Raw genomic sequence first — 14364 nt, forward strand, 5'->3', positions numbered from 1 at the left:
CGCCCGCAGCGCCTTCGAGCAGTCGCAGCGCCGGGTGTGCCGGACGGCCCGTGTGCCGTCCGGCCGCGGCCGGCCCGGGCCCCGACCCACGGGCCGCTCCCGTAGCACGCGGGCGTGCGGATGCTCGATCGGCAGGATGCATGCCCCCAGCTTTGCCCGGCGGCGTGTCCGGGAGCCAGCGTCGGGGCCTGCATGTGGACGGCGGTGCGCTGCGCCATCCGGCGGCGGCCCCCGCTATCCGGCGAAGGAGAGGCCCTCGACGCCCTTGCCCAGTTCCGTCCACGTGGTCCGGACGAGGGCGAAGACCCCGGCCGGCGTCTGGGCGTAGATCTCCTGGTCGCCGTTGCCGGCCGAGATCGCCTCGATCCCCGGCAGCTGCGGGAGCTGCCGGGGGTCTCCGCCCTTGAGGGAGACCAGCTCGGGGGCCACCGGATCGTTCGCGGACACCCCGGAGACGAGGATCGTGGTGTCGTCGACCCAGACGGCCCGGCGGGGGCTCTTCTCGGTCGTCGACAGCGTGATGGGCGTGGAGAGCTCGCGCGGCGTGCCGTCGGCGGCCCGCTGCACGCCGGCGACCTGGAGCGCCGTGGAGTCTCCCTGGCTCGAGAGGACGAGGGCGCGGGTGCCGTCCCGCGAGACGCGCAGGTCCTCGACCGTGCGGCCCGCGAGCCATGGTGCCGTCAGCGCCGCCTTGGGCACGGGCGCTCCCTCGGCGACCCCGGCTGGCTTGTAGGCGACCGCCTCGGTCGCCCCGCCGCTGCCCGGGCCGGCCGTCCACACCCAGTCGAAGGGGTCGATCGAGGGCGGGCTGAAGCGGGTCCGCGAGTCGAGGAGCCGGGGCGCCTGGTTCTGCACGATGGAATAGAGGCCCTTCTCGCTGAGGAAGGCGTAGACATGCTGCGAGGCGGACGCGGCGGGATCGTGGGGCGCGAGCGGGGCGACGCTGCGCAGCCCGTCGATCCTGGTGGCCTGGCGGCTGGCGTACTGGACGAGCTCGCCGCCGGCAATGCCCACCTGCCAAGCGGGGACCTTGGGGTCCACGATGGGCTCGGGGACCGATTTGCCCGTGGTCGGGTCCTCGAGGGTCACATCGGCCTGGTTCGACCGCAGTGTCACATCCACGACGGAGCTGATCCCCGAGAAGGTCCGCACCAGCTGGTAGCGCATGCGCTGCCGGTCCGTGAACGAGGCATCCCGGAGCTCCGGCGTCAGGTCGACCTGGGCGGTGTTGTCCACGATCGGCACCGACTCGCGTTCGAGCCGGATCCCCTGCGGGAACGCGCTCGCGACCGCGGAGCGCAGATAGGGCGCCGGTCCCGCGATGAGGGCGCTCACGAGCGACTTCGCGACCCCGGAATTGTCGATGAACCAGCGCACGTCGGGCACGAGGGTCGTGAAGGAGGGGTCGTAGAAGTACAGGGAGAAGGGCCTGTAGAGCGCCTTGAACGTCTCCTCGGGGATGGCCGTGCCGTCCGGCAGGTTGGACAGGCGCCACTGGCCGTCCACCTGCGAGAGGGTGACGTCGATGTGCTCCTTGGTGCCCGGCGGGAACGGGGTCGTGATGCCCTGCGAGTCCACCGAGTACGCGAGGTCGAATTCGTAGCGGTACTGGTTCTCCTTCCCCGTCGCCACCACGGTCGCGCTGCCGCGGTAGACGAGGGTCCGGTCGCTGGGCTTCCACGACACCGCCTGCGCGGGGGCGAGGAACTGCCGCGCCACCGTGAAGTCGTTCTGGTAGCCGCTGCCGGCGTTGAAGAACCCGTCGATCATGGCCTGCGGGCTGGCCCCGTCGCGGGGGCCGGGCGGGATGATCTGGGGCGCATTGCCGAGGGTCACGGCACTGTCGCGGCTCTTGCCGACCGTGCCGGTCGTGGGGATCTGGGCACACCCCGCCAGCGTGGCAAGCGCGAGCAGGGCCGCGAGGACCGCGGCCGGAATCGAACGGCGCATCACCGCTGTTCCCCTTCCGTGGCGGCCCCGCCCGGTGGCGGCGCGTCGGACGACGGCTGGGTCCCGCCGTCGTCCGCGGCCGCGCCGCCCGAGGCGCGGAACGAGCCGAGCACGACGCCGCGCGTCGACTGCTCCTCGACCAGCACCACGTCGCCGTCGGCAGGCTGGAGCGCGACCGGGGACTCGGCGATCTCCTGGCCCGCGCGCAGCGGAAGCGTCAGGCGGAAGCACGAGCCCTGACCGGGCTTTCCCCACGCCTGCAGCCAGCCGTTGTGCAGCTTGACGTCCTCGGTGGCGATGGAGAGGCCCAGCCCGGAGCCGCCGGTGGTGCGGGCGCGGGCCGGGTCCGCGCGCCAGAAGCGGTCGAAGACGCGGGCAGCCTCCGACGGGGACATGCCGATGCCGTGGTCCCGCACGGACACCCCGACGGAATCGGCGTTCGCGGCGACGAAGATCTCCACGGGGCGTCCCTCGCCGTGCTCGAGGGCGTTGAGCAGCAGGTTGCGCAGGACGCGCTCGATCCGCCGGCCGTCCATCTCGACGACGATGCTGGGAGAGCGCGTATAGAGGCGCACCTCGGAGCCGCAGGCCGCGGCGATCGGCGCCGCGGTCTCGATGACGGTGCGGACCACCAGGACCAGGTCCTGCGGCTCGGCGTCGAGCACCGCGGCGCCCGCATCGAACCGGGAGATCTCGAGCAGGTCGTTCAGCAGGGCCTGGAACCGCTCCACCTGGTTGTAGAGCAGCTCGGCGGAGCGCTTCGTGACCGGGTTGAACGTGTCCCGCGCGTCGTAGAGCACCTCGGCGGCCATCCGCACCGTGGTCAGCGGGGTACGGAGCTCGTGGCTGACGTCGGAGACGAACCGCTGCTGCATGCGGGAGAGGTTCGCGAGGGCCGTGATCTGCTCCTGCAGGTTCGCGGCCATGTGGTTGAACGACGCGCCGAGGCGCGCCACCTCGTCCTCGCCCTCGACGGCCATGCGCTCCTCGAGCTGGCCGGAGGCGAGCTTCTCCGACACGGCCGCGGCATGGCTCACCGGGGACACGACGCCCCGGGTCACGATCCACGTGATCGCGCCGATGAGCAGGAGCAGGAAGATGCCGCCGAACCACAGCACGTTCTGCATGTCGTCGAGGGTCTGCTGGGCGGTCTCGATGTCGTAGATGAGGTACAGCTCGTACACGGTCCCGCCGAAGCTGACCTTGTTGCCCACCGCGATGGCCGGGTGGACGCGGTTGTCCACGGTCAGCGGGATGGACTGCCAGTACTGCTCCTGCTGGGAGTGCTGGACGGCGTCCCGCAGGGTCTGCGGGATGTCGTTCTCCGTCCGCAGGTAGGAGGCGCGCGAGTCGACCCAACGGTTGCGCGGCTGGTCCTGGTTCGGCACGGCCAGGAACACGTACTGCCGCGGCGTGCCGGATTCCCGGTTCTCGAGCTGGTTGAGAGTGTCGTTGACCAGCTTGAGCACGCCCTGCTGGTCGGTGACCTGGGCGCCGTCGAACGTCTCCTGGACCTGCTGGACCGACTGGCGGGTCTGCACCTCCGCCTGTGCGAGGCGCTCCTGGAAGAGGTTGTTGGCGATCTGGTTCGACAGGTAGGCGCCGACCGCCAGGAAGGAGACGAACGTCAGCAGGAGCGTGACGAGCACCGTGCGGAACTGGAGGGACCGCCGCCAGCGGCGGGCGAACCCTCCCCTCGCCGCGAGGATGGCTGGCCCGATGTTGCGCAGCCCCCGGACCCCGGCGCGGAACGCGCGGATGCCGAGGACGCGGGCGCGCTTGGCCGTGATCCGCGCCCTGTCCCCCACCTTGCGCCGCGTCGCCCAGCGGCGGGCGAGTCCGCGGGCCAGGCGCAGCCGCGAGCCGGACCGGGCCGCGCCGGCCTGAGCCGGTTCCCCGGCGGGCGTGCGGTCCCGGGGTGCTTCCCCGGCCGGGGAATCGGTCCCGCCCGCGGCCGGGCCCTGGGCAGCACCACGCTCCGCGCCGGGCGTCTGCTGCGTCCCGGGCGGTGTGCGGTGGTCCTGCTCGATGTCCATCGGTCTCGATCCGGCGCGCGGTGCGTGCCCTGTGCTAGCTCCCGGCCTTGTACCCGACGCCGCGCACGGTGAGGATCACCTCGGGGGCCTCGGGGTCGCGCTCGATCTTCGAGCGCAGGCGCTGGACGTGGACGTTGACGAGCCTCGTGTCCGCGGCGTGGCGGTAGCCCCACACCTGCTCGAGCAGCAGCTCGCGGGTGAAGACCTGCCAGGGCTTGCGCGCGAGCGCCACAAGGAGGTCGAACTCGAGCGGGGTCAGGGAGATGTACTCGTCGCCGCGCCGGACGGTGTGCCCGGCGACGTCGATCGTGACTTCGCCGATGCGCAGCGTCTCGGGCGCCTTGGTCTCGCCCGGGCGCAGCCGCGCGCGGACCCGGGCCACGAGTTCGGCCGGCTTGAAGGGCTTGGGCACGTAGTCGTCCGCGCCCGACTCGAGGCCCCGCACCACGTCCGAGGTGTCCGACTTCGCCGTGAGCATGACGATCGGCACGTCCGACTCCGAGCGGATCTGCCGGCACACCTCGATCCCGTCGAGCCCCGGCAGCATGAGGTCGAGGAGGATGAGGTCCGGCTTCTGGGCCCGGAACACGTCGGGGGCCTGGGCGCCGTCCGCGCAGAAGACGGGATCGAACCCGTCGTTGCGCAGGACGATGCCGATCATCTCGGCCAGGGCCTCGTCGTCGTCGACGACCAGAATGCGTGCCTTCATGCCTTCCACTCTCCCCCAACTGCGCGATCTCGCGTTCCCTCCGGGCCGTTCAGGGCCCGGGCATGCGTTTGGTCCATTCTAGGCGGCGCGGCCGCCGCGCCCGTCGCCGGGGCGGCACCGGCGTTTCCAGCGCCGTCCCAGCGAAGCCCACTAGGCTGCGCCCTGTGCCTCCCCTGACCACTGTGCTCGCCTCGTTCGTGCTCGATCCCGCGGCGGCCCTCCTGGCGCTCGCAGCCGGGGCGCTGTACGGGGTCGGCATGGCCAGGGCACGGCGCCGCGGGATCGCGTGGCCGCTGTGGCGCGCACTGTGCTTCTACGTGCTCGGCCTCGGGGCGTACCTCGTGCTCGCGTGCGGGTTCACCGGCGCGTACGGGTCCTCGCTGCGCTGGGCGTTCACGCTGAAGATCGCGCTCATGTTCTTCGTCGTCCCGCTCTTCGCGGGGCTCGGACGCCCCGTGGGCCTCGCACAGGCTGCGCTCGGCGAGTCGGGGCGGGCACGGCTCGGCAGCCTCATGCAGAGCCGGGCCGTGAGGATCCTCGGCAACGCCTTCGTCGCCCCGATCATCGGGATGGTGCTCTTCGGCACGTTCCTCACCCCGCTGCTGGCGATCTACCGTTCGCAGCCGGTGGTGAGCGGGGCCCTGAGCGTCCTCGTGCCCCTCGTCGGCCTCGTCCTCGCGCTGCCGCTGACCGAGGCCGAGTCGTTCGAGCGCTCCAGCGCGTTCATCGTCCTGGAGTTCGTCTACGTCTTCATCGAGCTCCTCGCGGACGCGATCCCGGGGATCTTCCTCCGCCTGGCACCCGCCGTGCTCGACGGCGTCTCGGCGTGGCCGGCCGGCGCGCCCGCCTGGTTCCCGACCCCGCTGCGGGACCAGCAGCTCGCCGGCGACCTCCTGTGGTTCATCGCCGAGGCGGTCGACATCCCGGTCATCATCCTCATGTTCGTGCGCTTCTCGCGCAGCGACCGCCGGGAGGCGAGGTCCTTCGACCAGCTCACCGACGAGGAGATGGACGCCCTCGCCGAGGAGCACCTGCGCCGCGGGAACGGCTGAGCGGCTCCCGGAGGGCTCAGCCGAGGGCGATCTGGTTCACCGCGTCGGCGGCCTTGACCGTGGCGGTCAGGAGCGCGGTCGCCTCGGCGGGCCTGAGGGCTGCGAGGCCGGCCACGGGGGTGAGCCGGACCGCGTCGAGCGCGGAGAGCGGGAGGCCGAGCTGGCGCCACGGCCGCAGGACGCGCTCGGCGAGCTCGCGGGTGCGGGGCCGGGCCGCGGCGTCGTGCGGGACGGCTCCGAGCCACACTCCCGCGCCCGCCTCGACGGCGCCGGCCAGCTCCTCCCACTGCGGCACCGTCAGGTCCGCGACCGGCAGCGACACGGCGTCGGCGCCGGCGTCCAGCACCCGCCCGATCGGCGCCTCCCACGCCGCGAGATTCACGACGACGGCCTCCGCGCCCGCCGCGTGCAGCGCCTCGGCGGCCCAGCCCCAGGCGAGGCGGGCCTCCTCCGCGGGCACCGACCGCAGTGTCCGGTAGCCGCTGGCCGTCGGCAGGAGCCCAGCCAGGACGCGGGCTGCGTCCGGCTCGTCCAGCTGCACGGTGAGGCGCGCCCCGGGAACCGCGCGTCCGACGCGGTCGAGGAACGGGGCGAGCCCTGCGGCGAGGGACTGCGCGACGTCCCGCCGGGCGCCGTGGTCGACGAGGACGCGTTCGCCGGAGGGCAGGTAGAGGCCCGCCATGAGGCTCAGCGGGCCCAGCACGCGCACGTGGAGTGCATCCGCGCTGCTCTCCTCGTCCCCCGCCACGTCCGCGAGGACGTTCAGGTCCGTGGACAGGGCGGAGGCCGCGCGGGCCGCATCGAGCCCGGGCTGGGGCACGAGGCGCCAGCCGTGGGGCTGGACGTCGGCGTGCAGGTCGGCGAGGATCGACGCCGTCCGGCCGACCGGGTCGGAGCCGACGCCGCGGTCCGGAAGTTCGGCCAGGACGGGCAGGTGGGGCGCACCGAGTTCGCCGCGGATCGCTTTCGCTGCCTCGAGCGGATCGGTGCCCGGCCAGTCGCCGAGGGCCGTGGCGGTGACCTGGCCGGTCACGCGTCCGCGGGCGCCTGGCCCGGGGTGCCCTGGCCGTGGTCCTCGGCGATCGCCTGATGGTGCCGGATGACCTCGCTGATGATGAAGTTCAGGAACTTCTCGGCGAAGGCCGGGTCGAGCTGTGCCTCCTCGGCCAGGCGGCGGAGGCGGGCGATCTGGGCGGCCTCGCGGTCCGGGTCTGCCGGCGGCAGGTGGTGCTGGGCCTTGAGGAACCCGACCCGCTGGGTCACCTTGAAGCGCTCGGCCAGCAGGTACACGAGGGTCGCATCGAAGTTGTCGATGCTCGACCGGATCGAGAGGAGCTCTGCCATCACGGCGGGGTCGACGTGGCCCGTCAGCGAACTGGCGCTCGGGTCGTACTTCGGCGGGGTCGCTGTCATCTCGACGTCGGTGTCAGGTCGCTGCTCGGTCATGCTGCCCAGTCTATGGGGCGGCGCCGACGGCCCGTTCCCGTGACGGGAGCGGCCCCCCGCCCGTGTCCGGGTGGGGGGCCGCAGGCCGTGCCGGAGGTCGCTCCGGCCGGTTCAGCTCTCGAGGAGGGCCCGGTGCACGCGGCGCCGCTCGGCCTGCTCCACGGGGTCCGGAACCGGGAGCGAGGCGATGAGCCGCTTCGTGTAGTCGTGCTGGGGGGCACCCATGACCTGGCTGCCGATCCCCTGCTCGACCATGCGCCCCTTGTACAGCACGCCGACCCAGTGGCTGAGCTGGTCCACCACGGCGAGGTCGTGGCTGATGAACAGCGCCGCGAAGCCCAGTTCGGCCTGGATCTCGCGGAACAGCTCGAGGACCTTCGCCTGCACCGACACGTCGAGGGCCGAGGTGGGCTCGTCCGCGACCAGCAGCTTCGGCTCGAGGGCGAGGGCTCGGGCGAGGGAGGCCCGCTGGCGCTGGCCGCCGGAGAGCTCGTGCGGGTAGCGGGCGGCGTAGGCCGCCGGCAGCTGCACTGACTCGAGCAGCTCGCCCACGCGGCGCCGCACCTGCGCGGAATCGAGGTCCAGATGGACGATCAGCGGTTCCGCGATGCACTCGCCGATGGTGAGCTGCGGGTTGAAGGAGGCCGCCGGGTCCTGGAACACGAAGCCGATGTCCTTGCGGACGGGCTTGAAGGCCCGCTCCTTGAACCCGACCATCTCGTGCCCGAGGACCTTCAGGCTCCCGCCCGTGGCCCGGTTGAGCCCGGCGATCGCCCGGCCGATCGTCGTCTTGCCCGACCCGGACTCCCCGACGAGCCCGAACACCTCGCCGGCGCGCACCGTGAAGGACACGTCCTGGACGGCGCGGAACGGCGGGGTGCCGAGGCGGCCGGGATAGGTGATGTCGAGCCCCTTGGCCTCGACGAGGACCTCTCCGTCCTGCCGCAGGCGCTCGGTCGCGCCCTCGGAGGCCGATTCCCGCCCGAGGTGCGGCACGGCGTCGAGCAGGCGGCGCGTGTAGTCCTCGCGCGGGCTGGCGAAGAGCGTGCGCACCGGCGCCTCCTCGACCACCTCGCCCTGGTACATCACCACGACGCGGTCCGCCAGGTCGGCCACGACGCCCATATTGTGGGTGATGAGCACGATCGAGGTCCCGTAGAGGTCCCGCAGGTCGCGCAGGAGCTCGAGGATCTCGGCCTGGACGGTGACGTCGAGCGCCGTCGTCGGCTCGTCGGCCACGATGAGCTCGGGGTCGAGCGCGAGCGCTGCCGCGATGACCACCCGCTGCTTCTGGCCGCCCGAGAACTGGTGCGGGTAGTAGTCGACCCGCTTCTCCGGGTCGGGGATGCCGACCTTGCGCAGGGCCTCGACCGCCCGCTCCTTGGCCTCCTTCCTCGTGACCTTCTTCCCGTCGCGGCCGTGGTGCGCGCGGATGCCCTCGGCGATCTGCCAGCCGACCGTGAAGACGGGGTTGAGCGCCGTGGAGGGCTCCTGGAACACCATCGCCACGTCGCGGCCCCGCAGTTCGCGGAGCTTGCCCGCGCTGAGGCTGACCACGTTGTGCCCGTTGATCACGACCGCGCCGGAGCTCGTCGCGGTCTCGGGGAGGAGGCCGAGGATGGTCTTGGCCGTGACGGTCTTGCCCGAGCCGGATTCGCCGACGACGGCGACGACCTCGCCGGCGCGGACGTCGAGGCTGACGCCGCGCACCGCGTTGACGGCCCCTGCGTCGGTGGCGAACGTCACCTCGAGGTCGTCGATGTCCAGGACCGTGGCCGCGGGTGCCACGTCGAGCTGCTCACTCATGCTGGGCTTCCTTCCGAGACGGCGGGAGCGGCGCTCTTGGCGCCCTTGGCCGCGCTCTTCTTCTTTCCGCGGGTGCGGATCCGCGCGTCGGCGAGGTCGTTCATGCTCTCGCCGACGAGGGTCAGGCCGAGGACCGTCAGGACGATGGCGAGGCCGGGGAAGACTCCGGTCCACCAGATCCCCGCCGTCACGTCGGACGTCGCCTTGCTCAGGTCGTAGCCCCACTCGGCGGCGCTCGTGGGCTCGATGCCGAACCCGAGGAAGCCCAGGCCCGCGAGGGTCAGGATGGCCTCCGAGGCGTTGAGCGTGAAGATCAGCGGGATGCTGCGGGTCGCGTTCCGGAACACATGCCGCGCCATGATCCTCGTGCTCGAGGCGCCGATCACCTTGGCGGACTCCACGAACGGCTCGGCCTTGAGGCGGATCGCCTCGGCGCGCACCACGCGGAAGTACTGCGGGATGAACACGACCGTGATCGAGATCGCGGCTGCCATGATGCCGCCCCACAGGCTGGACTGGCCGTGGCTGATGACGATCGACATGACGATCGCCACGAGCAGCGAGGGGAACGCGTACACGGCGTCGGCGACGACCACGAGGATCCTGTCGAGCCACCCGCCGATGTACCCGGACACGAGGCCGAGGGCGACGCCGAGGAAGATCGAGAGGATGACGGCGACGATGATCACGAGGATCGCGGTCTGGGTGCCCCACACCACGCGCGAGAACACGTCGAAGCCGCCGACCGTGGTGCCCCAGAGGTGCTTGGCACTGGGCGGGTCCTGGGTGGGGAAGTTGCCGCCGGCATCGGCCAGCTGCGAGTAGCCGTAGGGGGCGATGAGCGGCGCGAAGGCCGCGCAGAGGAGGAAGATGCCGGTGAGGACCAGGCCCGCGATGAGCATGGTGCGCTGGACGCCCACGCTCATCCGCACCTGGGCCAGAACGGGGATCCTGGTCCAGAGCGGGTCCTTGCGCTCGATCTGCGGTGCCTCTGCGGCGGAGGAAGGGGTCGGGGTGGGGGCCGTCATCAGTACCTCACTCTCGGGTCGATGAGGGCAGCGATGACGTCCACGATGAAGTTGGTCACCGCGACGATCACCGCCAGGAGCACGACGATGCCCTGCACCGCGACGAAGTCACGGGCGGTCAGGTACTGCGCCAGCTGGAAGCCGAGGCCCTTCCACTCGAAGGTCGTCTCGGTGAGGACCGCGCCGCCGAGCAGGAGGGCGATCTGCAGGCCCATCACGGTGATGATGGGGATGAGCGCCGGCTTGTAGGCGTGCTTGGTGACGAGCCGGAACTCGCTCACGCCCCGCGAGCGGCCGGCCTCGACGTAGTCCTTGCCGAGGGTGCCGATGAGGTTGGTCCGCACGAGCCGCAGGAACACGCCGGCCGTGAGGAGCCCGAGGGCGAGGCCCGGGAGGATCGCGTGCTGCTCGACGTCCCAGAAGGCGGCCATGTTGCCGCTCCGGAGCGCGTCGAGCCAGTAGATGCCGGTGGGGGCCGACAGCTGGGTGAGCGCGAGCTCGGTCGTCGTCGTCGCCCGCCCGGCGATGGGCGTCCAGCCGAGCCAGACGCCGAAGACGAGCTTGAGCAGGAGCCCGGCGAAGAAGACCGGCGTGGCGTAGAACAGGATCGCGAGGACCCGGAGCACGGCGTCGGAGCCCTTGTCCCGCCGGTGCGCGGCAACCATGCCCAGGGGGATGCCGACGATGAGGGCGACGACGACGGCGTTGATCGCCAGCTCGAGCGTCGCGGAGCCGAACGTCGCGAGCATGTCCGTCACGGCGCGGTTGTCGGAGATCGTGCGGCCGAAGTTGCCGGTGAAGATCTGGCCCAGGTACTCGAAGTACTGGACCATGATCGGCCGGTCGTAGCCGGCCTCGTGGATGCGCTGCTGGAGCTGGTCCGCCGGGAGGCGGCCGCCGAGCGCGGCGGTGATGGGGTCTCCTGTGATCCTCATGAGGAAGAAGACCATGGTCACGAGGATGAGGATGGTCGGGATGATCAGCAGGAAGCGGATCATCAGGTAGGTCAGGAGGCCGCCGCCCTTGGTTTTGGCGACGGGCTCTGGGACACCCGCGGCTTCTGGGGGCGCCTCGGTGAATGCAGTCATGGTGGGGGTTCCTCCGCACCGCGGCGGCGGGATGCCGGTTGTGCATCCCGCCGCCGCGTTGGTCTAGCTGTGGTCCGTGCCGGCTACTTGCTCAGGACGCCGAGGCGGAACTTGAAGGACGGGTCGAGCGTCGAGTCGACGCCCTTGACGCTCGTCCCGGACACGGCGACCTGCGAGCCCTGCAGCAGCGGCAGGGTCGAGAGGTCCTTGGCGACGTCGTCCTGGATCTGCCCGAGCTGCTGCGAGCGCGAGCTCTTGTCCGGGTTGGTGGCCTCCTTGGAGATGAGGTCCTGGACGGTCGTGTTGCTGTAGTGGTTCTTCAGGAAGTTGTTCTCGGTGAAGAACGGCGTGAGGTAGTTGTCCGGGTCGGAGAAGTCCGGGAACCACCCGAGCTGGTACATCGGGTACACGTCCTTGGTGCGGTCCTTGGAGTAGGTGACCCACTCGGTGGACTGGAGGTTGACCTTGAACAGGCCGCCGGCCTCGAGCTGCTGCTTGACCAACGCGTACTCGTCGCCCGAGGACTTGCCGTAGTGGTCCGGGTTGTACTGCAGGTTCAGCGTCACCGGGCTCGTGATGCCGGCGTCGGTGAGGGCCTTCTTGGCCTTGTCCGCGCTGGGCTTGCCGTTGCCGTCGCCGTACATCGACTTGAGCGGGGTCGTGGCCCCGAGGAAGCCGTCCGGGACGTAGGAGTACAGCGGGCTGTAGGTGCCCTTGTAGACCTGGGACGCGATCGCGTCGCGGTCCACGAGGTCCGCCATGGCCTGGCGGACGGCCAGGGACTTGGCGGGGTCGGCCTGGGGAGTCTTGGCGCCGAAGGGCATCGTGTCGAAGTTGAACACGATGTAGCGGATCTCGCCGCCGGGGCCCTTGTGGATGGCGACCTTGTTGTCCTTGGCGAGGCTGTCGACGTCCGTCGCGGCGAGGGAGCGCCAGGCCACGTCGATGTTGCCCTGCTGGACATCGAGCTTGAGGTTGTTCGAGTCCGAGTAGTACTTGAGGTTGACCGTGTCCGTGGCCGGCTTGCCGAGGAGGCCCTTGTAGTCAGGGTTCGCCTTGAAGGACACAAGCTGGTTCTTCTGGTACGAGGAGATCGTGTACGGGCCGGCGAAGGCCTTCTTCGAGATGATGTCCTCGTCGTTCATGACCTTGTCGGCCGGGAAGACGTTGTGGTCGACGATCGGCCCGACGGGGCCGGTGAGCACCTGCGGGAAGGTCTGGTCGTTGCCCTTCTTGAGGTGGAACACGACCGTCGTGGCGTCCTTGGCGTCCACGCTCGCGAGGTTGTCGAGGAGCGAGGCGGGGCCGTTGGGGTCGTTGATCTTGACCTGCCGGTCGAAGGAGAACTTCACGTCGGCGGAATCAAGCGTGTCGCCATTGGCCCACTTGAGCCCGCTCTTGAGCTTGACCGTGTACTCGGTCGGCGAGGTGAACGAGGCCGACTCCGCGATGTCCGGCTGCGGCTCGGCGCTGCCCGGCTTGGAGTTGAGCAGGAAGGGGTAGATCTGGTTCATGACCATGAACGACCCGTTGTCGTAGGACCCTGCCGGATCGAGGAAGGTGACCTTGTCGGTGGTGCCGACCGTGATGGGCCCACTCGAGGCTGAGCTGTTCGAGGAGGATCCTCCGGAAGGCCCGGTGCACGCCGTGAGCGTGAGCAGGGTGACGCCGGCGAGCGCGATCGCGCTCCGCACGGCAAATCTGGTCTGAGACATCAATGACCTTTTCTTGTCGAAAGTGGCCGTGCCCTCCCCACGCGGGCACGCGCGGGCGTGACCCAAGGCACAGTCCTGATGCCATCGATTCAATCACTAATTCCGTGAAGTGAAGGACTTGTTTGAATCAATCGAGACCTAACAGTGACCTTTGCCGCCCGTGGCTCCTCCGGCGCGCCGCGGACGACGGCGGAACTCGCCGCGCGCCGTCGTCCGCGGTCGGGTGCCTCCCCCTACTGCGTGAAGGGGACGCGCTGCCAGCTGAGCACGGGGCGGCCCTTCCCGGCGTCGCCGTCGGCGGCGACGTCCACCTTGAGGTAGTCGGTCGCGTGCGAGGAGCCGTCGACCGTGATGCGGGTCAGGTTGTCGGCCGAGCCCTTGACCCCGTAGCGCGCAAGCCAGGTGGAGCCGGAGGCGAGCGGTCGGTCGCTGTTGTAGACGTGGCTGTCGCCGTTGAACAGATACACCTCGCCGTCGAAGGCCGAGGCCTCGTCCACGAGGGCCTGCACGAGCGGCGTGAAGGCGCTGATGTCCTGGGGCGTCGGCGTGTAGGTCGGGTCGAACATGTCCGCCTGCTGGGAGATCACCACCGTGCGGTCGTGGCGCTGCTTCGCCTGGGCGAAGGTCTGCCTGACCTCGGCGATGTCCGCCGCCGTGCGGGAGCGCACCTCCGCGGCCTGCTCCGGAGTCTCGGCGGTCTTGCCGAGGCCGGTCCACGGCTGGGAGGAGTTGTTGCTGCCGGGGACGTTGATCGCCGCGAAGGACACCCGGTTCTTCGTGAAGGACACGTTCTCGGGCACGCCGAGGGCGGCCTGGCTCGTCACCGGCATGGTCGCGCCGAGGGTCTTGCCCGGGGTGCTGAAGAACACCTCGCGGATCTTCGCGAGTCGCTCGAACGGGTTGTAGGCGCCGTTGTTGGCCCGGTGGCAGTCGGTCCACTCGTTGTCGCCGGGCGTGTACACGAGCGGATGCGTGAACGCGTCGAAGTCAGCCCGGATCTGGGCGAAGTACTCGTCCGAGCACACCGTGGAGCCGTTCTTGATGTCGCCGACGTGGATCACGAAGTCGAGCGAGGTGTCGGCGTTCAGCTGGGCGACCTGGGAGGGGAAGTGCGCTGCCGCGGCCGCGCCGTAGGGGGTGTCGCCGATGACGGCGAAGCTGAACGCGGGCTTGGTTCCGGCGATCGGCGTGGCGTCGCCGGCCGAGGCGGCCGAGGCCACGGGGGCGGACGTCGGGACGGCCGAGGCCACGGGGGCGAGGCCCGGTGCGGCGAGGGCTGCCGAGGGCAGGGCCGCCGCGGCGACGGCTGCCAGGGCGACGGCTGCCGCTGCTCCTGCGAGGCGGCCGCGCCGGCGGGTCTGCGGACGGGCAGCCTCAGGACGGGCAGCGTGGGGCTGGGCAGCGCGCGGACGGTCATTCTGGGCGGGCATGGCGCTTCTTCCTCTGCGGGGTGGCCGGACAGCGGCAGGCTAGCCGGCCCAGGTGCAGGAGGGGCGTCGCGCAGGTGTACGGCGGGCGAACAGCGCCGGCACCT

At 70.9% G+C, this 14364-nt stretch carries 11 protein-coding genes; 1 reads left to right on the plus strand and 10 read right to left on the minus strand.

Features of this window, described 5'->3' with window-relative positions:
• Nucleotides 1–234 precede the first annotated feature (234 nt).
• The 3 genes from J2W20_RS01445 to mtrA are packed head-to-tail and all read right to left on the minus strand — an operon-like array spanning nt 235 to nt 4695.
• Nucleotides 235–1950, minus strand: a complete 1716-nt coding sequence (locus J2W20_RS01445) for an LpqB family beta-propeller domain-containing protein (protein WP_307003947.1) — start codon at nt 1948–1950, stop codon at nt 235–237.
• A complete protein-coding gene (gene mtrB, locus J2W20_RS01450) occupies nt 1950–3986 on the minus strand; it encodes an MtrAB system histidine kinase MtrB (RefSeq protein WP_307003948.1) in 2037 nt (678 codons plus the stop codon). The genes J2W20_RS01445 and mtrB overlap by 1 nt, the downstream gene beginning before the upstream one ends.
• A gap of 34 nt (nt 3987–4020) precedes the next feature.
• Nucleotides 4021–4695 (minus strand): MtrAB system response regulator MtrA, encoded by a 675-nt coding sequence (gene mtrA, locus J2W20_RS01455; RefSeq protein ID WP_307003949.1) that lies wholly within the window; start codon nt 4693–4695, stop codon nt 4021–4023.
• A gap of 164 nt (nt 4696–4859) precedes the next feature.
• Here mtrA and J2W20_RS01460 point away from each other — a divergent pair, with 164 nt between their 5' ends.
• Entirely contained in the window at nt 4860–5747 is an 888-nt protein-coding gene (locus J2W20_RS01460) for a cytochrome c oxidase assembly protein (RefSeq protein WP_307003950.1), read from the plus strand.
• 16 nt (nt 5748–5763) lie between these two features.
• On the opposite strand, the gene J2W20_RS01465 is transcribed toward J2W20_RS01460, so the two are convergent.
• The 7 genes from J2W20_RS01465 to J2W20_RS01495 all read right to left on the minus strand — a co-directional run bounded on the left by J2W20_RS01465 (nt 5764) and on the right by J2W20_RS01495 (nt 14260).
• A complete protein-coding gene (locus tag J2W20_RS01465; RefSeq protein WP_307003952.1) occupies nt 5764–6780 on the minus strand; it encodes a hypothetical protein in 1017 nt (338 codons plus the stop codon).
• The gene (locus J2W20_RS01470) at nt 6777–7193 is read right to left on the minus strand and encodes a chorismate mutase (RefSeq protein WP_307003953.1); all 417 of its coding nucleotides are present in this window, start codon (nt 7191–7193) and stop codon (nt 6777–6779) included. The genes J2W20_RS01465 and J2W20_RS01470 overlap by 4 nt, the downstream gene beginning before the upstream one ends.
• A gap of 111 nt (nt 7194–7304) precedes the next feature.
• Entirely contained in the window at nt 7305–8999 is a 1695-nt protein-coding gene (locus J2W20_RS01475; protein WP_307003954.1) for a dipeptide ABC transporter ATP-binding protein, read from the minus strand.
• Nucleotides 8996–10027, minus strand: a complete 1032-nt coding sequence (locus J2W20_RS01480; protein WP_307003955.1) for an ABC transporter permease — start codon at nt 10025–10027, stop codon at nt 8996–8998. Before J2W20_RS01480 ends, J2W20_RS01475 begins: the two co-directional genes overlap by 4 nt.
• Complete coding sequence (locus J2W20_RS01485) at nt 10027–11115, minus strand: ABC transporter permease (RefSeq protein WP_307003957.1); 1089 nt, start codon at nt 11113–11115, stop codon at nt 10027–10029. The genes J2W20_RS01480 and J2W20_RS01485 overlap by 1 nt, the downstream gene beginning before the upstream one ends.
• An 83-nt stretch (nt 11116–11198) precedes the next feature.
• Nucleotides 11199–12830 (minus strand): ABC transporter substrate-binding protein, encoded by a 1632-nt coding sequence (locus J2W20_RS01490; protein WP_307003958.1) that lies wholly within the window; start codon nt 12828–12830, stop codon nt 11199–11201.
• Nucleotides 12831–13063: 233 nt separating this feature from the next.
• Nucleotides 13064–14260 (minus strand): hypothetical protein, encoded by a 1197-nt coding sequence (locus tag J2W20_RS01495; protein ID WP_307003960.1) that lies wholly within the window; start codon nt 14258–14260, stop codon nt 13064–13066.
• Nucleotides 14261–14364 lie beyond the last annotated feature (104 nt).

The organism is Sinomonas atrocyanea (genome assembly GCF_030812675.1).
GTDB classification, from domain to species: domain Bacteria; phylum Actinomycetota; class Actinomycetes; order Actinomycetales; family Micrococcaceae; genus Sinomonas; species Sinomonas atrocyanea_B.